Origin of the sequence: Streptomyces sp. NPDC020898 (assembly GCF_044333925.1) — a bacterium.
Taxonomy (GTDB): domain Bacteria; phylum Actinomycetota; class Actinomycetes; order Streptomycetales; family Streptomycetaceae; genus Streptomyces.
Window position 1 is genome coordinate 228048 of sequence record NZ_JBIRRV010000011.1, and the last position, 20349, is coordinate 248396.

Below are 20349 nucleotides of genomic sequence, written 5' to 3' on the forward strand. Positions count from 1 at the left end.
AACATCCGACAGGGCAACGGGGATCCTGACTGTGCGCGGTGGTGACAAATGATCGCCGCACGGCATCATGGGCGCGACGGGGCTGCTGTCCCCGCGTGGCTGGTCGGCAGTCGGGTGCAGGTTCTCCGGAGAGGTGCGCGGAATATCCGGTGCCTGGGCGGGTGAGAGGTCTCTGTGTTCATGACGGAATGTCGGGCGAGCGCCTACGAACACTTTCAGTGGTATCGGCATCAACGGAATCCCGATGACCCGGGACTCACCGTGAGTTATGTGTACGCTCTGACCGGCGACGTCGACACCGACCGTCTCAATGACGCGCTCCGGGAGGCGGTTTCGACGGCTTTCCCGCGGCTTCTCTGCTATTTCACCGAAGTCGGCGGAACGCTGATGGCGAGAAGTCGTCCGATACCCAGGCGGGTGCTGCAGCGCTGCGAGCGACAGGACGATCTCCTCGATCCCGGCGGCATCGACCCCACCGGCCAGGAGCTCTTCCGGTTCCGGTTATGGCGGGCGTCCCGGCAGAAGCTGTTACTCCGCCTGGACTTCAGCCATCTGGCGTTCGACGGCGGGTCCTATGCGCCGTTCTGCGCCGCCCTCAGCGCCTGCTGGGAGGGTGAAGCCCCGGTCCTTGAGCGGTCGTTCGACACGGTGCGGCGGCCCGACGCCACCGAGGACGTGTCCTACTGGCGGTCGATGCTGACGGGTCGTCGGCTGCACCAGCCGCTGACCTTCTCCTCCGCGAGGCCGGACCAGGACGGCCGCCACATCGCGGTCAAGGAGACCCTCACCGGCGAACACGCCGAAGAGATCCACCGGTTCCTGCGGCGTCACGAGTTGAGCCTGCTCCAGTTCGTCGTCGGCGTCACCGGTGCCCTCGTGCACGCCTATGGCGACGACGACCGGAGCGTTGTGGTCGCGCATACCGTGGACACCCGGGCGTACGGAGCCCCCTACGGCTGTCACACCAATCTGCTACCTCTCTGGCTGGACGTCTCGGCGGAGCGGTCCGCGCTGTCGGTGCTGGAACAGGTGCGCACGCAGCGCGAGGAACTGAGGGAGCACCAGAACTTCCCGACGCTTGACCTGCTCGCCCTGGCCGCGGCCGAACACGGCCCCACGGTGGACCAGGCAGGCAGCGTTCTCAATCTCGTGGTGAACGCCTCCTCCGCCATGCTGCCGACCGCCGTGCCGCGGCTGTGGGGAGTGGACGTCTCCTGGATCCGTAAGCCCGACACCGGCAGTTCGAGCGAGTTGAGCGTCAACTTCAGCTCCGACGAGCAGGGCATCCACCTCTCCTTCGACTCCTCCACGCGCGTGATCTCGCCGCCGGCCCTGTCGGCGCTGGCGACCAACTTTCTGCGCATGGCCCGGTTCATGACCGCTGAACCGCATCGGCCGCCGTCGCAGTGCGACCTGTCGCGCCCGGCGCAGCCGGTGGCCGAGGGAGCAGACCGGACCGCCCCTGACTCCCAGGGCCTGGGCGCTGAGCTCCTCGCCGCCGCGGGACGGGAGCCGGACCGGGTGGCCGTCGTGGACGATCAACGGTCGCTCACCTACGGCGAACTGCTCGGCGCCACGCACCAGCTCTGCCGCGCCCTGGCTCCGGCCGGCGCCCGGGACGAGGACGGGCCGGTCGGCGTCTTCCTGGAGAGGTCGGCCGCGATCCCCGTCGCCTACCTGACCGCGATGGCGCGGCGGCGCACGTTCGTGCCGCTGGACCCTCGACTGCCGGACGGCCGCCTCGCGTACATGGCGAAGACCGCAGACCTGAGCGTGATCCTGGTGGACGCGGCGACCCGGGACCGGGCGGCGCTCCTGTTCCCCCACATACGGGCACAGGAAGTGGACGATGCGCTGCGGACTCCGTCCGCCGGTCCAGAACCGTACGACGACTGGCCGGCGGCCCCCGCCGACGCGGATCGCACCGCCTACGTGATGTTCACCTCGGGATCGACCGGCACCCCCAAGGGCGTGGTCGTGAGCGAGGGCAATCTCGTCAACTTCCTGCACTCCGTGCGGGAGGACCCCGGAATGCGTCCGGACGACCGCATCGTGGCGCTGACGCCGATCGGCTTCGACATCTCGCTCCTGGAGTTCCTGCTGCCGCTGCTGTGCGGCGCGAGCGTTCAGGTGCTGTCCGAGGAGGCCAGGACCAGCGCAACCCTGCTGGCCGAGGGCATCGACAGCAGCGGCGCCAGCGTCGTCCAGGCAACGCCGTCCACCTGGCGCATTCTGAAGGCCGTCGGCTGGAGAGCAGACCGGCGCATGACCTTGCTGTGCGGAGGGGAGGCTCTGGACCGCGACGTCGCGGACTACCTGCTGAGCCAGAGCGCGGCCGTCTACAACATGTACGGCCCGACCGAGGCGACCATCTGGGCGAGCTGGCAGCGCGTCACCGACGCCCGGCGTATCCACCTGGGAGAGCCCGCGCACCACACCCGGTACTACGTGGTGGACGCCGACGGGCGGTCCGTCGCGCCGGGCATGCGGGGCGAGCTGATGATTGCCGGCGACTGCGTGGCGCAGGGCTATCTCAACGCCCCGACGACGGCCTTCGGCACGCTGCCCGACGGCACGCCCTCCTACCGGACCGGCGACATGGTGCACTACGAAGGCTCGTCGCACCTGACCTACGTCTCCCGCAAGGACGGTCAGCGCAAGGTCAACGGACACCGGATCGAACTCGACGAGGTGGCCGCCGCTGTGGCGGTCCAGGCCCCGGCGGCAACCGTCGTCGCCGTAGTCCGGCCGGAGCCCGAGCCGCACCTGCGCTGCTTCGTATGGCTGCCCGACGCCGAGGAACTCGACGCCGAGGCGGTGCGGGAGCGGTGCCGGGAGACGCTGCCGTACTACATGGTGCCGCAGGCGGTGCACCGGCTCCGCGAGATCCCGCTGACGGCCAACGGCAAGACCGATGTCAAGAAGCTGGCCCAGGAGCCGCTGTCCTCACTGGGCCTGTACCCGGTGGACGAGGGCTCCCTCGCGGCGACCGGCGGGGAGCAGGTCCCGGGGGAAACCGGCGCCACGGGTACGGGAGACCTCCTGGCCGAGCTGCGACAGCTCGTCGCCTCCGAACTGGGCCTCGCGGCACCTGACGCCGATCGGCCTCTGGGGTATCAGGGCGTCAACTCGCTCGGCTACAACATCCTCGCCGCGAAGATCAGTAAACGGTACGAAGTCGTCGTCCACGCACACGACTTCTACCGCATGAATACCCTGCGCAATGTCGCCGAGACAGTCGCCCGGCTGTCCGGCGGCCGGGCTGAGCGGGAGAAGTACAGGCTGCCGACGCCCGCTGAGCGTCTCGGGGCGACCCTGTTCCCGAACGGCGCCGACGACCGCCTGGCCATCGTAGGGCTCTCGGCGGTACTCCCCGGCGGGCAGGATCCCGAAGCGTTCTGGCAGGCCCTGCTCGACGGCAGGGACTGCGTCGTACCGGCCGGTGCCGAGCGCGGCCTGTCCGGCGAGATCGCCGGATTCCTGCCCGGGATCAAGGGGTTCGACGCCAGGTTCTTCTCCATCTCGCCGCTGGAGGCGAGTTGGATGGACCCGCGGCAGCGGTTGCTGCTGCAGTCCGTCTGGCACACGCTCGAAGACGGCGGGTATGCCCCTTCCGGGCTGCGCGGATCGCGTACCGGCTGCTACATGGCGGCCACCGGCAACGACTACGCGCTGCTCCAGGCCAGGGCCGACGCGCGGCAGATACCGTACTCGCTGGTGGGTCACTCCATGAGCCTCATCGCCAACCGCGTCTCCTCCTGGTTCGACTGGCACGGGCCCTCGACGACCCTCGACACCGCCTGCTCCGGCTCCCTGGTGGCGCTGGTCAAGGCGTGCCGCGACCTGCGTGCCGGGGTCTGCGACGCGGCGGTGGTGGGCGGAGTGAACCTCATCCTCGACTCCCAGATCAACGAGGGACTCCGGTCGGCCCGATTCCTCTCCCCCGACCACCGATGCGCGGCCTTCGACGCCTCGGCCAACGGCTATGTCCGTGGTGAGGGCTACGGAAGCTTCCTGGTCAAGCGGCTGGCGGACGCCCTCGCCGACGGCGACGAGATCCGCGCGGTGGTCGAGAGCGTGGCGGAGAACCACGGCGGCCACGCCAACTCGCTCACCGCCCCCAACCCCAACGCCCAGTACAGCCTGCTCCTGGACGCCTATACTCCCGAACTCGCCGCCCGCACCGGGTACATCGAGACCCACGGGACCGGAACGGTGCTGGGCGACGCGATCGAGATCGACGCGCTCAGGCGGGCATGGGAGCACCTGGTGCCGGAGCCGGCGGGGCGCCGCGTCCGGCTCGGCGCGGTCAAGTCCCACATCGGGCATCTGGAGCCCGCCGCGGGAGTCGCCTCCGTGACCAAGGTGATCAAGACCTTCGAGCACCGGACCTTGCTGGCCAACCTGCACTTCCAGGAGCTGAATCCGGGCATCGTCCTGGAGGACACGCCCTTTGAGGTGCTGCAGAAGACGGTCGGGTGGGACGACGACGGTGAACTCGTGGCCGGGATCAGCTCCTTCGGCTTCGGCGGCACCAACGCACACGTCGTTCTCTCGTCGCCGCCGAACCCTCCCGCCCGGCGCGGCACCCGTGCGCAGACCTGGCTGGTGCCGCTGTCGGCGCGCACCCCGCAGGCACTGCACAGGCTCACGGCCACGCTGCTCGACCACGTCGAACGGGCCGGACCGGTGTCGGACCAGGACCTGCTCGACTTTTCGTACACCCTGTGCCGACGAGAGCACTTGGCGTACCGGCAGGCCTGGTGCCTCTCCTCCGTCGAGGAGCTGGTGCGCGCACTGCGCACGGCGGGCGAACCGGTCCACGCGCCGTCGGCGGAGCGGGAACCGGGCTCGCAGCGGCCGACTCCCGAGTCGGCCCGCGAGCGGTACCTGGCCGGTCGGCCCATCGACTGGCAGGCACTCTTCGTGGGGCACGAGCCGCGCAGGCTGCGGCTGCCCGCCTATCCGTTCGACGAAGTGGATCTCTGGTTCACGGACGGGGGGCACACGGCGTGACGACCGAGGACGACGAGGCAGCGGACCGCGGCACGGCGGAGCCGATACGCCTGCTCGCAGCCGGCGAACCGGGCGCCTTCCGGGCGCGGATCGGGCCCGGCCACACATACCTCCGAGAGCACCTGGTGCGCGGCCGGCGCGTCCTGCCCGGTGTCGTCGGCCTGGAGATGGCGCTGCAGGGCGCAGCCCGACTCCACCCCGAAGCACGGACGTCGGCCATCAGGGACGCCGCCTGGCTGCGACCGATCGCCGGTGACGAGCCCCTCGACGAGCTCTGTCTGGCCTTCCGTTTCGCGCCCGACGGGTCGGCAGTGGACTACACCGTCACCAACCGTGCCGCGCACTGCGGTATGGGGACGCTCCTGTTCGAGAAGCAGGACCGGGCCCCCGCGGTGGGTCTGGACGTCCGGGACGCGATCTGCGCGAACACCCGGTCCCATCTCACCCGCCGGGAAATCTACGAAGAGTTCTCGAACATGGGCATCGACTACGGTCCGTACTTCCGCCGTATTACCTATGTACAGCGGTACGGGCAGCTGTCGTTGGCCTGGCTGTCCCACAACGACGGTACGCGGATGGACCTGGTGAACCTCCTCGACTGCTCCTTCCAGTCGGGCATGGCGATTTCCATCGGTGAGCATCGGGACAGCTTGATGCCTTTTTCCATGGGACACATGGTCTTTCACGTCCCGCCACTCATTCCTGCCGATTCCGCTTTCGTTCTGACGCAGAAGCTCTCTCCGTTCAGAACCAACTTCACGGTATTCGACGAGGATTACGAGCCGCTTCTGTCGGTCTTCGACCTCGGTGTGAAGCCCGCGCTCTGAATCCTAGGCCTAGGGGATTTTGTTGAGTCACAACGAACGACCCGATCTCTCGCTGGTCCGTCGTGCCTCCGTGGACGGGATGGTGTTCGCCCCGCAGTGGACGCACAGCCGGCTGGACCCGTCGCGGACCGCCGCTGACGGCCCGAGGATCTTCCTGGTGCCGCCCGGACAGCACCTACTGCACCGTGAACTGACGCAGGAGTTCCCGCACAGCAGGGTGCTGCTGCTCGACGGCGCGGCGCTGGCCGAGCTCGCCGCCGCTCCGGCCGCCGACGAACACCTGGTGTTCGTCAGCCGCACCTCATGGGCCGAAGGGGTGCGCGACGGCGATGTCTCCGCCTTTCTCGAACTTGTCCACGTCCTCGACAGGCGTCCGCGGACCCGACTCGACGTATTCACCGACAAGGCGGTGCACAGCCCGCTGTTCACCGCTGCCACGCATCCTGCGGACGGCGTGTACGTCGGCCTGACCCAGGCCCTCGCCAAGGAGCGGCCCGAGTGGGTGGTGCGCTGCTTCTGCCTCGCGGACCTCACCGCGTCGTCGCTGTCCGAGGCCTTGGACCGGTCCCTGCCGACCGTGCCGGGCAAACCCGTCTGCATCCGCGGTGACGAGTACGCCGTCGCGTCGATGGAGCCGGCGTCCCTCGGCGACTGGCCCACCCGCTCGGCGTTCCGGACGCACGGCACTTACGTCATCCTGGGCGGCACCGGTGGACTCGGCGGTCTGCTCGCCGAGTACCTGGCCACCGCCTACCAGGCCGAGGTGGTCGTCATCGGCCGTCGGTCGGCCGAGCACTTCGCCGGTGCCCGGGCGCGGCTTCGTGAGCTGGGCGCCCGCGAGGTCCACTACCACCAGGCCGACCTGGCCGACGGTCCGGCGCTCCAGCGCGCCCTCGACGCCCACGAGGTCATCAACGGCGTCGTGCACTCCGCGCTCGTGCTCCAGGACGCCACCCTCGCCACGATGAGCGAGCAGGTGCTGGGCGACGTACTGCGCCCGAAGGTGCACGGCACCCACCACCTCGTGGACGCGCTGCGCGGCAGGGACATCGACTTCTGTCTCTTCTTCTCCTCCGTCCAGGCTCACATCGCCAGTGCGGGACAGGCCAACTACGCCGCCGCGTGTGTGGCCAAGGACGCCTACGCGGATCTTCTCCATCAGGCCCTGCTGATCGACGCCAAGGTCGTCAACTGGGGGTTCTGGGGCGGGATCGGGGTCGTCGCGAGGCCGGAGTACCGGGAACGGATGGAGAAGCTGGGGATCGGCTCGATCGAGCCGGCCGAGGGGCTGTCGGCCATCGAACGGTTCCTCGCGGGCGACCACCGACAGATCACGTGTGTGAAAGGAACGGAGGAGGCGTTGGAGCGCATGGGAATCACGCCGCACAAGCCCGTCGCCGTGGCGGAGCCGGACGGTTCCACCGGAGTTCTCGACGCGGTGGTGCCGGCCTTCACGGGCGACGCGGCGGATGTCGCCCGCAACCGGGACCTCTCCGAGCACCTGGAGGCGTACACGCGGTGGCGGTTGCACCAGGTGCCGCTGCCGCCGACGACGATCGCCAAGTACGCGAAGCTGCGGGAGGCCATCGGCGCGATGCCCGCCGCGCAGTCTCGGCCGCGGGCCGAACTCCTGCGTGACTACCCGGAACTGGAAGGTCACATCACGCTGCTCGACCGGTGTCTCGACCATCTGCCCGACGTGCTGAGCGGGACCACCGACGCGTTGGACGTGCTCTTCCCCGACGGAGCATTCGACCTTGTAGCGCCCGTGTACCAGAGCAATCCCATCGCCGACTACTTCAACCGGATCTGCGCACAGGTGGTCGCCAACCACCAGCGCCACTCCGCGCGGGGCCCGCTGCGTATCCTCGAGGTGGGGGCCGGGACCGGCAGCACCACCCGGTTCGTCCTGCCGGAGTTGGACCCGCGGGACGTGAGCTATCACTTCACCGACCTGTCGTACGCGTTCTTGAACAAGGCCCGCGACGCGTTCGGCGACTACCCGTTCCTCACCTACGAGATCTGCGACATCGAGGACCCGCCCACGCAGTACATCGGGTCCTTCGACGTGGTCGTGGCCACCAACGTCCTCCACGCGACGTCGAACGTTCCCGGCACGCTCAGGAACGTGCACAAGGTGCTGCGGGAGGGCGGCATCCTCGTTCTCAACGAGATCACGACCCGGCAGGACTACGCCACGCTGACCTTCGGCCTCACCGACGGCTGGTGGCTCAGCGACGACCCGTACCGGATAGAGCACAGCCCTCTGCTCAGCAGCGACCAGTGGCGCGCGCTCATGCATGAGGCCGGTTTCTCCGCCGTGCGGTCGCACGGCGGTGACGGACAGCAGGTCATGGTCGCGCTGGCCCCAGCGGCGGAGTCGGTTTCTGGTGTGGTGGTGGGTGTGGGTGATGTGCGGGGGGAGGTGGAGGGGTTTGTTCGTGGGGTGATCGCGGAGACGATGCGTTTTGAGTTGGTTGAGGTGGAGCGTGATCGTCCGTTCCGGGATATGGGGATCGATTCGTTGATTTCCATGGAGTTGTTGAAGCCGTTGCGTGAGCGGGTGGGGTATTTGCCGGCCACGGTGTGGTTCGAGTACCCGACGGTGGAGCGGCTGGTGGAGTACCTGGTCACGGAGCACGCGGATGCGGTGGGTGCCGCCTTCCCCGTCACCAGTACGCGGCCGCACGGCGAGCCTCCCGCCGCGACCACCGTCGACGACCGGCCCAGGGCCCCCCTGGAGGACACCGGGCAAGAAGAGCTGACCGAGGACCCCGCCCCGCACACCGACGGGCTCGTCCTCCGGCCCGAGGACATAGCCATCGTCGGCATCGCCGCACGGCTGCCGAAGGCACGCGACACCGGCGAGTTCTGGGGCCTCCTCCTCGAGGGCCTGGACTGCACCTCCACCGTGCCCCCAGAGCGTTTCAGCCGGCACCTGACGGACGACCCCGAGCCTGTCGCGTACACCGAACGGGGTGCCTTCGTCGACGACATCGACGCGTTCGACCACACGTTCTTCAGCATCACGCCCCACGACGCGGCACGGATGGACCCCCAGGAACGACTCGTGCTGGAGCAGACCTACCTGGCGATCCTCGACGCCGGCTACAGCCGCGCCAGGCTCGCCGGCAGCGACACGGGAGTCTTCGTCGGCGTCATGAACGGCGGGTATGCCTGGCACACGGTCACCGGACGCGGCGCCGAACCGCCCACCTCGACGTTCTGGTCGATGGCCAACCGGGCCTCGTACCAGTTCGACTGGCACGGGCCCAGCATGGCCGTCGACACCGCTTGCTCGGCATCCCTGACCGCGCTGCACCTCGCCTGCCAGTCCCTGCGCACGGGGGAGTGCGACCGCGCCGTCGTCAGCGGCGTCAACCTCATCACCCATCCACGCCAGTACCAGCTGCTGTGCGGCCTGGAAATGCTCTCGCGCACCGGGGAATGCAGGCCGTTCGGCGCGGAGGCCGACGGCTTCGTGGACGGCGAGGGCGTCATCAGCCTGGTGCTCAGGCCCGCCGAGGACGCCGTTCGCGACGGGGACCGCGTCTACGCGGTCATCAGCGGCTCCGCGGTCAACGCCGGCGGCCGGGCCAACGGCTACACCGCGCCGAACCCCGAGGCCCAGCACGCGGTCGTCACCAAGGCCCTCGCCGCGGCGCACACCTCTCCCGAAGAGATCGGCTACGTCGAGGCCCACGGCACCGGCACCGCACTGGGCGACCCGATCGAACTGCGGGCCCTCACCAAGGCCTACGCCGCGGCCGGTACGCAGCGCATCCGACTCGGCTCGGTGAAGTCCAACATCGGCCACCTCGAATCGGCGGCCGGCCTGAGCGGAGTGCTCAAAGCGGTGCTCCAGATGCGCCACGGCTCCCTGGTGCCCTCGCTGCACGCGGAGCCCACCAACCCGCATCTGGACTTCGCGACCACCCCGTTCAAGATCAGCACGGAGCGTGAGATGTGGCCCGCGGACCTTCCCCTGGTGTCCGCCGTGAGCTCCTTCGGCGCCGGCGGCGCCAACGCTCATGTGGTGGTGCGCGGGGTGCCCGAGCAGACCGGCGCCCCGGCAGCCGCCACGGGCCCGGAACGGGATTGCTATGTCATCCCGCTCTCCCACCACAGCAGCGCCGGACTCCAGTTGGCCATGGACGAGCTGCGGCAGTGGCTGCACGAAGGCCGGGTCGACATGGACGCCCTCGCCTACACGCTCGCCTGCTGCCGCGACAGCCTCCCGCACCGAGTGGCGATCGTCTGCCGCGACCAGGACGAGCTCGTCCGCGCACTGGAGCAGGACCTGCGGCGCCGGCCGAAGCCCGCGGCCACGGCGGCAGGGGCGGTGCAGGAGCTCTCGGCCCGCACAGCTCAGGACATCGCTGCCGTGTACGAGTCGGGCGGCTCCCCGGACTGGGACGCCTACTACCCCAGGCGCACCCCCGTTGACGTACCCGCCTACCCGTTCCTTCGCCACCGCCACTGGATCGACTCGGTGGAGTCCGGCTTCGGCACCCTCTCCTCGCTGGTGTCCGCCCACCGGATCGACGGTGTGGCCATGGCGCCGGCGGCCTGGACGCTCGCGGTTCTCGCCGGGAGGGCGGAGGGCAGCGCCCTCGCGAACGTGCTGTGGCAGAAGAGGATCACCGATCCCGAGGCCGTCGAGGTCCGGGTGAACAGCGGGGAGCTCTCGCTCGTCGACCGCGCCTCCGGTGAGGTGCACTGCACGGCCGAGGTGATGACACCGGCAGCGGTGGGTCGCCCGCCAGACCTGCCCTCCGGCGCCCGCAGGCAGTACGGGCGGGAGATCTACGCCGCCTTCCGCAGGCTCGGCTACGACTACGGCGAGCCGTTGCGGGGCGTGCGCTGGGCCGAGGTCGGACCGGGCGCGGTACGGGCCTTCATTCACGTGGACCGCGACTGGGGGTACGGCGTGTCGCCCGCGCTGCTGGACTGCGGAATGCAGTTGTCCATCCTGCTGGCTGCCGAGGAGGCACCGGGCGCGTCCGTGTTCGTCCCGTACCACCTGGGACGACTGACCGTGGTAAGGGCCCCGCGCGACGAGGCGGTGTTCTGCCATTGCGTGGCCCGGCCGGGCGGCCGCTCGCAGCGGACCCGCACCTACGACTTCTTCTTCACAGATGAGCACGGCGAGGTCCTCGTTGCCCTGGAGGAGGCCGTGTCTGTATCGGTCGAAGGCAGCAGTCGGGCAGCCGGGCGACCGGCGTCCATGCCGGAGTCCGCGTCCGCGCGGGGGTCCGCCTCCGCACCCTTCACCGTCTTCGAGTTGAACTGACGGGGGCGGCAGTGGCCAGCGATGTCGTGATGTTCCCCGGCCAGGGCTCTCAGCAACTGGGCATGGGCAGAGAGGTGTTCGACGCGTATCCCCGGCTGTGCGACAGGGCCGACGAGACCGTCGGCTACTCCCTGCGCGAGCTGTGTCTCAAGGACCCGCACGGGCGGCTCAACCAGACCTCCCACACCCAGCAGGCGATCTACTTCGTCAGCTGCCTGATGTACCTGGAGTACGCCGAGCGTCACGGGGAAGAGCGGGTGCGGTGCGTGACGGGCCACAGCCTGGGGCTGTACCCGGCGCTCTTCGCGGCCGGAGTCCTCGACCTTTTCGAGGGGCTCGAGATCGTGTCCACGCGCGGCACGCTCATGCAGGAAGCGTACGGCGGGGCGATGGTGGCGGTCATCGGACCACAGGTGAACCAGATCGAGGATCACCTCGTCCAACTGGAGTTCTTCGACGTGGACGTGGCCAACTACAACAGTCCGGGCCAGATCGTCCTCAGTGCGGCGAAGCCGCGGCTCGACGAGCTGGTACCGCGGCTGGAAGAGGCCGGCCACCGCTGCGTGCCGCTGCCGGTCAGCGGCGCGTTCCACTCCCGCCACATGGAGCCGGCCCGCCGAGAGTTCGCCCGCTTCCTGCGGGAGAGAAAATTCGCCCCGCCCGCCAAGACCGTGATCTCCACAACGAGCGGCCGCAGTCTGGGCGCCGACCACCTGCTGGAGGAGATGGTCTTCCAGCTCGTGAAGCCGGTGCGGTGGTGGCAGACCGTTGTGTATCTGGCCCGCACCGGACACAAGACCTTCGACGAGGTCGGCCCCGGCAGGGTGCTGACGAAGTTGACCACAGAGATTCTCGGCGAGGGACCCTCGTCGCAGGCCGAGCCCTGGAAGTGATGACCGTGGAAACAGCGAACAGCAGGATCGCCGTCATCGGCGGTGGCGGCTCCGGCTCCGTCGCGGCCTGGCAGCTGGCCCGTAAGCACGACGTCACACTCTTCGAGGCGGGTGAGTACCTGGGCGGGCACGCCTACAGCCACCCGGTCGAGACGGAACAGGGCACCCTCCACGTCGACATGGGCGTGGAACACTTCAACGAGAAGCTCTCACCCAACCTGTTCAGGCTGCTGACCGACTTCGGTATCGGGACCTACGTCGCCCCGTCCTCCGTGCACGTGGACTTCCCCGGTGAGCAGCAGACGTGGAACAACCTCAACTTCCTCGGCAGGCTGCGCGAGGAGCTGCACGAGGAATTCGACCGGTTCCACCGGGAGATGAACCAGCTCCCCACCTCGGGCGACGACACGTACAAGAGCATGAGCATCGGCGAGTACCTGGACGAGAACGGGTACTCCAAGAGCTTCAAGTACCAGGCGATGAACCCCATCCTGAGTATCTACTCGGGCTGCCACGCACCGTCCCTGGACTACAACCTCATGTACGTCGCCCTGTCGTTCAGCATGAACCTGCTCTCCTTCTTCTCCGCCGGGTACTGGCGCAAGGCGGAGGGCGGCATCCACAGCTATCTGCGCAGGATCGAGAGCGAGTTGGGCGACCGCGTCCGGCTGAACACGCCCGTGGAAGCCGTCGTTCCGATGGCCTCGGGGGCGACGGTGGTGGCAGCCGGGCAGCACCACGAGTTCGACCAGATCGTGTTCGCCACGCACGCGGATGTGACGCTGGGACTGCTGCGGACCTCCGACGCCCGGTACCGGGAACTGCTCGGGGACTTCGCCTACGTACCGGTCGAGAGCGTGCTGCACCAGGACACGAGCTGGCTCAGCCCGGCGGGTGGCGACGCCTACTGCCAGTTCCGGATGCCGCCGGGATTCGAACTCGACCGCGCCGAGGAACTGATCGGGAGCCTCACCCGCAACTGCAACGTGCTCCACCCCTACCGGAACGTCAAATCCCCCATCCTGATCACCTTCGACCCTCAGGAGAACGTCGACTCAAAGAGCGTCATCGTCCGTCGCACATGGAAGCTTCCCCAGCTGCGGCCGGCCGACGTACGCCGCAAGAAGCGGCTGAAGGAAATCCAGGGCCTGCACAACCTCTGGTTCTGCGGCACCGACACCAGCATCACCGGACACGAGGGAGCCATCGTCTCCGGCATGGTGATCGCGGACCGGCTGGGCGTCGCGCACCCTTTCCCGGACGATGCGCCCGCCCTCGGGCAGTTCCGCGGCGTCAAGGAATTCATGGGTGTGTGAGCAAGCACCTTCCGGCCTGGAACGCCCGGCCGCAGCCACTCTCTCTGACGGGGACGACCTGTGGAATCACTAGTACCTCGGTACCTGGACCTCGCCGCCTCGGACGCGCCCGGCGAGCCGGCCGGAGCCACGCTCGTGGTCACGGACCGGGAGGACATCGCGTCGGCGGTCGGCTCCATCGGTGCCGAGTGCTGGTACGCCGGCCCCGCCACGCAGGACGAGGCCACGCTCGGGCAGGAGCTGCGACGGCGCGTCGACGAGTGCACCACCGTGGTGGTGGCGTGGGGCGACGGGCCGTCCGGCGGTACTCCGCAGTACGGCCCAGCGATGCGGTTCGCCCGCGCCTGCCTGGCCCTGCTGCAGGCCGTACGGGAGTCGGGACGCCGCCTGCATCTCGTCACGCTGTCCCGCGCGACCGATGTGCTCCCGTCGCTGCTCGACGGCATGGCCCTGTCGGCAGCGCTGGAATGCCCGCTCACCCACACGGCCGTCGAGTGCGCCGACCTCGTCACCGCGGAGCGGCTGCGCGCCTGGATCGCAGCCGGCGCCCGCTACCCGGGGGCACGGCTGCGGGCCGACGGCGACCGGATCACGCGCCTCGACCACGTGCCACGTCCGCTGGAGAACGCGCGGCCCGGCGACGTGTTCGGCGTCGGCGACCGCGTCGTGCTCATCGGCGGAGCCGGAGGCATCGGACGGAACCTGTGCCGCTACCTGAACGAGCGCTGCGGTGCCCAGGTGTTCGTCCTGGGGCGTGGCACTCCCGGCCACCAGGCGCTGGCGGCGCTGAAGGAGGCGGGCGCCAGAAGCTACCTGAGCGTCGCGGCACACGAACCCGAGGCGCTCGACGGGGCGCTGCGCTACCTCCACGAGCGATTCGGTCCGCTCAAGGCGGTGTTCAACCTCGCCGGAGTGCTGGACGACTGTCTGCTGTACAACCTGACCCCCGACCGCCTGGAGAACGTCCTGCGGCCGAAGGTGGCCGTCGGCCTCAACCTGGCGGCCTTGTCCGGCCCGCACCGGCCCGGCACCGTGGTGCACTTCAGTTCGCTGACGAGCATCACGGGCAATGTCGGCCAGGTGGCCTATGGAGCGGCCAACGCGTTCCTCGACCGGCTGTCCGCGGGCAGGCCGGACTGGTACAGCGTCAACTGGGGCCTGTGGGACACCGATGGCATGCGGATGCCGGACGACGGGTCCGCGCTGCGGGCGATGGAGCCGGAGCAGGCGTGCGACGCGCTGATGGTGGCCCTCGCCGCCGGGACGCGTCAACTGGCGGTCTACGACGGGCAGGTGCGGCTGGCCACCGACGGCGTACCGGCGGCGTCGGAAGCCCGCGTCGGCGCACCCGCCGCGTTGCGACCGGCGGCCTCGGACGTGCAGGCCCGCACCGCCCAGTGGCTGAGGGAGCTCGTCACGCGCCACAGCGGCCTGCGGCATCTGCGCGACGACGACAACCTGCTGGACCGGGGCCTGGACAGCGTCGGCAGCATCCGCATCAGCAGGGACATCGAAACCCGGCTGGGCATCACCGGGTCGTCCCGGCTGAGCCGCGCGGTGCTCTTCGAGCACCCGACGGTCGCGGCGCTCGGCGCGCACCTGACCGAGGAGTTTCCCGCCGAGCTGGAATCCGTCCTCGCCCGTGAGCGGCCACAGCCGCAGCAGCCCGCCCCCGCCGCGGTGACCCCTGGTATCGCGGCGCCGTCCCAAGGCGCCAGGATACGAGGGGAGTCGGGGCCGGCAGTGGCCACAGCCGCGGCAGAGACAGCCCCCAGCGCGGACGCCTACCGCCCCGACGACATCGCCATCGTCGGGATGGCCGGGGAGTTCCCCGGCGGCGGTGACACCGAGGCGTTCTGGCAGGCACTGCTGAACGGTGAGGACGCGGTGCGGGTCATTCCGGGCGACCGCTGGGACTGGCGCGAGAACCACTCCTTCTCGCCGGACGAACCGAGTACCTCTTACGGCCGCCATGGCGGATTCCTCGGCCACGCCCTGGACTTCGACCCGGTCTTCTTCAACATCACGCCGGTCGAGGCGCAGTTCATGGACCCGCAGGAGCGCCGCTTCCTGCAGTGCGCCTACCACGCTCTGGAGGACTCCGGGTACTTTGCCCGGCCGACCGACGACGTGGGCGTCTTCGTGGCCGCCATGTTCGGCCACTACCAGGACCTCACCGCTCCCGACCGGGTGATCGGCAGCTCGTTCGCCGCTATCGCCAACCGCGTCTCCTACGCCTTCGACCTGCGGGGCCCCAGCGTTGCCCTGGACACCATGTGCTCCGGCGGGCTCACGGCCCTGCACCTCGCCGTCCGCAGCATCCGCTCAGGGGACTGCGGGCTGGCCGTGGCGGGCGGTGTGAACCTCATGACCCACCCGGGGAAGTACCGCCTGCTCTCCGAAGGCAAGTTCCTCAGTCCCACCGGCCACTGCCAGGCCTTCGGAGTGGAGGCGGATGGTTACGTCCCCGGCGAGGGAACCGCGGCCGTGGTCCTCAAACCGCTGTCCGAGGCACTGCGGGACGGGGACCGGGTGCACGCCGTCATCCGCGCGACGGCGGTGAACGCGGGCGGCAGAACGGCCGGCTTCACCGTGCCGTCCGAGCGTGCCCAGCACCGCGTGATCACCTCGGCGCTGGCCGGTGCGGAGATCGAACCGGCCGCAGTCACATACGTCGAGGCACACGGCACGGGCACCCGGCTCGGCGACCCGATCGAGGTGCGCGCGCTGCAGTGGGCGTACGGCGGGCGCGAGCAGGGCCCCGCCTACCTGGGCTCGGTCAAGAGCAACATCGGGCACCTGGAGTCCGCGGCCGCGATGGCCGGGCTCGTCAAGGTCGTCAAGCAGCTCACCCACCGGACCCTGGTGCCCACGCTGCACAGTGAACTGGAGAACCCGGACCTGCACCTTGAGGACTCGCGATTCGCCCTGGTCAAGGAGACCAGGACCTGGCCCAAGGGCAGCGGTCCCACGCGCTTTGCCGGACTGAGTTCGTTCGGCGCCGGCGGCACCAACGGGCACGCGATCATCCAGGAATTCGTGGCACCGCCCGAAAGCCGCCCCGTCCCCGAGCTCCCGCGCTACTTCATCCCGCTCTCCGGGCGGGACGAGGCCGCTGTGCGGCGCCGCGCGGACGATCTGCTCACCGCGCTGCGGAACGCGCCGGACACGTCCTTGTACGGACTGAGCTACACCCTGTGCTGCGCCAGGCAGCACTTCCGGGTCCGGCGCGGCTATTGGGCCGAGAGCGTCGAGCAGCTGATTGGCCTGCTCCAGGGAGTGGACGGGGCCTTGCCGTCCGCGCCCCGGGCCGACAACCCCTGGGTCCGTGCGGCGTCGGCGTACCTCGACGGCGAGCACCCCGGCTTCACGGAGCTGTTCGCGGTCCGCGTGCTGGTCGACGCCCCGCTCTATCCCTTCGCCGCCGAGCGGTACGTGGCCGGCACGCTCGACCACGTGAACCGGCCGCCCGCCCGAGCAGCGAGCGACGAACTGGCTGCCCGCACCACGGCCGACACCGCCGCCGAACTGCTGCTCACCCCGGTGTGGCGGCCGGGCACGGTCGCCGGGCCGGCACAGCCCCCGGTACGCTGCGTCCTCGCCCTCGTCGACCGCGGTCAGGAGCACCGGCTTCCCGACCCGCCCGAGCGGACCCGGCTGATCCGGGTGGTGCCCGGCGACGCGTTGACCATCGAGGCGGACCGCATCGAGCTGCCCGATGGCGATGACCGGGCCGCCCGACGCGCCCTTGAGTATCTGACAGGTGAGCTGGGCCTTGACCACCTGTACTGGGTGGACCTCCGGCGCGAAGGAACGGTGGCCTCGGCGTTGTCCTTCGCAAGGGCCCTTCAGTCCTGCCGCACCCCGTCCACGATCCTCGGCGTGACCCGGGAGGCCGATGCGGCCGAGGTGCGTGCCAGGGCCGGTTTCCTCCACGGCGCGGCGGAGGAGAACGCGCACATCCGCACCGTCCAGGCGCGCCGGTCCGGTACCGGCGCCGCGCTCGCCGACGGCTGGCGGCCCCTGCTCGACGAACTGCGCGCCGCCCGGCAACCGCTCACCGAGGTCAGGTGGTCGGCCCAAGGGCGCGAGACACGAGAGCTGACGGAGATCCGGCTGGGCGACGGCGTCCGGCTGCGCATGGGAGGGACCTACCTCCTCACGGGCGGTCTGGGCAAGGTGGGCCGGGCCATCGCCGAGCGCCTGGCCGAACGCTACGGCGCCACGGTGATCGCCGTCGGCCGCTCCGCGCCGGACGCCGGCCGGCGGGAGTGGATCGCCGCGTCGCCGGGACTGCACTACGAACAGGCGGACATCGCCTCAGCCGCCCAAACCCGGGACCTGGTCGCGGGGATCCGCGAGCGCTTCGGCGGGCTCGACGGAGTCATCCACTGCGCCGGCGTCCTCAGGGACGCCCTGGTGCAGAACAAGTCGGCCGAAGACGCGGAGGCGGTGCTCGCGCCGAAGGTGCAGGGCACGCAGAACCTGGATCGGTACACCGCGCAGCTGCGCCTGGACTTCTTCTGCGTCTTCTCCTCCATATCCAGCATCATGGGCAACACCGGGCAGAGCGACTACATCGCCGCCAACCGCTTCCTCGACGAGTTCGCGACCGAGCGCGCCCGGCGCGTGGCAGACGGTGAGCGCAGCGGCCACACCCTCTCGATCAACTGGCCTCTGTGGCTGGACGTCGAAGACGAGCGGCGGGAGGAGTACCAGGCGCTCGCCGGATACCTGCGCGGCCAGTTCGGGATGGAGCCGCTCTCCTCGAGGCGGGGCGCGCAGCTGTTCCTCGACCTGCTCAACGGCATACCGCGGGCATGCCACCAGGTCATCCCCTGCGTCGGCGACGCGGCGAGGATGCGGCACCGGCTGCTGCCCGGCGCCGGCCGCCCGGCGCCGGGGGCGCTGGGCGATGCCCCGCCCGCCGCGGACTCGGCACGTCCGGCCGCCGCGACGCTGGAGGACATCGGCGACCAGCTCATGGAGCTGGTGTGCGCGCAGACCGGCCTGCGGCCCGCGGACGTCACCTTCGACAGCACGTGGGGAGACCTCGGCTACACCTCGGTCATGCTCCAGGGCCTGGCCCGGCATGTGGGAACGGAATACGGCGTGGATACGCCGCCCAACGCCCTCTTCAAGTACAGCAGCATCGCGTCGCTGAGCACCTATCTGAGGGATCAGGGCGTACCGGCGAAGGAGCAGGGAGCGACCGGGCCCGGAACGTCCGCACCCGCCACCGGTGCGTCGGCTGCCGCCGCGACCCTCGACGCGGGGTCCGACAGCGGCCTCCAGGATGCCGGACGCGGCCGATACGCGGTGGTCGGCATGAGCGGCATCATGCCCGGAGGGGCGGACCTGGCGGAGTTCTGGCGGCTGCTCGTCGAGAACCGCAGCGCCATCCGCACGGTCGACCGTTGGAAGGACCGCGAGAAGGAGTACCTCGCGGGCACCATCGACGGGTTCGACTCGTTCGACCACGGGTTCTTCGGGGTCTCCGCCCGGGAAGCGATGCTCATGGACCCGCAGCACCGGCTGTTTCTCCAGAGCGCCTACAACGCCATCCTCGACGCCGGCTACGCGTCGGAAGCGCTGCGGGACGTGGGCGTCTTCGCCGGGGTGCAGTTCAGCGAGTACCAGGCGGCGCTGCAGAACGGCGCGGACTGGGCCCACCCGTACACCGTCACGGGCAACGCGCACACCATGCTCGCCAACCGCGTGTCCCACCTGTTCGACTTCACCGGACCGAGCCAGACGCTCGACACCGCCTGTTCGAGCGGACTGGTGGCGCTGAACCGGGGTGTGCTCTCGCTCGCGGCGGGCGAGTGCGAGGTGGCCATCGTGGGCGCCGTCAGTGTGCTCGTCGACCCCGCCGCCACCGACGCGGCGAGCAGGCTGGGGGTACTCTCCCCCGACTTCCGCTGCGCCACCTTCGACAAGGACGCCAACGGCTATGTGCGGGCGGAGGGCGTGGGCTGTGTGGTGATCAAGCCGCTCGCCGACGCCCTGCGGGACGGCGACTCCTTGCTCGCGGTGGTCGAGGCGGTGGCCGAGAACCACGACGGCCGCTCCAACTCGCTGACCGCCCCCAACCCCGAGGCCCAGGTCGCCCTGCTGGAGAAGGTCTACACACCGGAACTGGCCACTCGGGTCACCCACATCGAGACACATGGCACCGGGACGAACCTCGGTGACCCCATTGAAATCGGGGCGCTGCGGACCGCGTTCGGCAAGCTGGCCCCGCACCGTGAGCCGGGCAGCATCACGTTGGGCGCGGTGAAGACGAACGTGGGCCACCTGGAGCCGGCCGCGGGAATGGCCGGGCTGCTGAAGCTGCTGCTGTGCCTCCGCCATCACCACCTGCCGTCGAACATCAACTTCAAGGAGCTCAACCCGCTTGTCGACCTCGCCGGTTCGCCCTTCCGGCTGCTGCTCGACAACGAACGATGGGAGCGGAGGGACCCGCTCGTGACCGGCGTCAGTTCCTTCGGGTTCGGCGGCTCGAACGCGCACGTGGTCCTCTCCGAGGCCCCCGCCTTGCCGCCGGCCCGCAGGGCGTCGAGGCCGTACTGGCTCATCACGCTCAGCGCCCGCTCCCTTGCGTCGCTCTCGGCGATGCGGGACGACCTGCTGGTCTGGCTGGAGGGATCAGAGGCGGAACGCGCAGACCCAGCGGACATCGCCCACACCCTGGCGGTCGGCCGCGACCACTTCGAGTACCGGATGGCCTGGATCGTCTCCAGCACCTCCGATCTGCGTCGGCAGTTGGCGCAGGCCCGGCCCGAGGAGGCGGAGAAGTGCCGGCGGAACCGGCTGACCACACATCCGGTGACACTGCCCGACACGGCGGATCCCGGTCACCGCGCGGCGCTGGAGGCCGTACGGGACCGGTACCTGGAAGGGGAGGAGTTCGCATGGACCACGATGTTCGACGACGGGCAGTACCGCCGACTGCATCTGCCGGGCTACGCGTTCGAACGCAACCGGTTCTGGTTCGAGTGACC

At 69.8% G+C, this 20349-nt stretch carries 6 protein-coding genes; all 6 read left to right on the forward strand.

The features are described 5' to 3' along the window. Positions 1 to 270: 270 nt before the first annotated feature. Genes ACH4TV_RS31180 through ACH4TV_RS31205 form a run of 6 tightly spaced genes read left to right on the forward strand, consistent with a single transcriptional unit; the run spans position 271 to position 20347 of the window. Positions 271 to 5016 (forward strand): AMP-binding protein, encoded by a 4746-nt coding sequence (locus tag ACH4TV_RS31180; protein WP_398403951.1) that lies wholly within the window; start codon positions 271 to 273, stop codon positions 5014 to 5016. Then, positions 5013 to 5843, forward strand: coding sequence for a polyketide synthase dehydratase domain-containing protein (locus ACH4TV_RS31185; RefSeq protein WP_398403953.1), 831 nt, complete (start codon positions 5013 to 5015; stop codon positions 5841 to 5843). Before ACH4TV_RS31180 ends, ACH4TV_RS31185 begins: the two co-directional genes overlap by 4 nt. A 22-nt stretch (positions 5844 to 5865) precedes the next feature. Then, positions 5866 to 11136: an SDR family NAD(P)-dependent oxidoreductase gene (locus ACH4TV_RS31190; protein WP_398403955.1), complete on the forward strand. Its 5271-nt coding sequence runs from the start codon at positions 5866 to 5868 to the stop codon at positions 11134 to 11136. Between the two features lie 11 nt (positions 11137 to 11147). After that, positions 11148 to 12029 (forward strand): ACP S-malonyltransferase, encoded by an 882-nt coding sequence (locus ACH4TV_RS31195; RefSeq protein ID WP_398403957.1) that lies wholly within the window; start codon positions 11148 to 11150, stop codon positions 12027 to 12029. Further along, a complete protein-coding gene (locus ACH4TV_RS31200) occupies positions 12029 to 13345 on the forward strand; it encodes an FAD-dependent oxidoreductase (RefSeq protein WP_398403959.1) in 1317 nt (438 codons plus the stop codon). The genes ACH4TV_RS31195 and ACH4TV_RS31200 overlap by 1 nt, the downstream gene beginning before the upstream one ends. 60 nt (positions 13346 to 13405) lie before the next feature. Then, a complete protein-coding gene (locus ACH4TV_RS31205; protein WP_398403961.1) occupies positions 13406 to 20347 on the forward strand; it encodes an SDR family NAD(P)-dependent oxidoreductase in 6942 nt (2313 codons plus the stop codon). Positions 20348 to 20349: the final 2 nt, after the last annotated feature.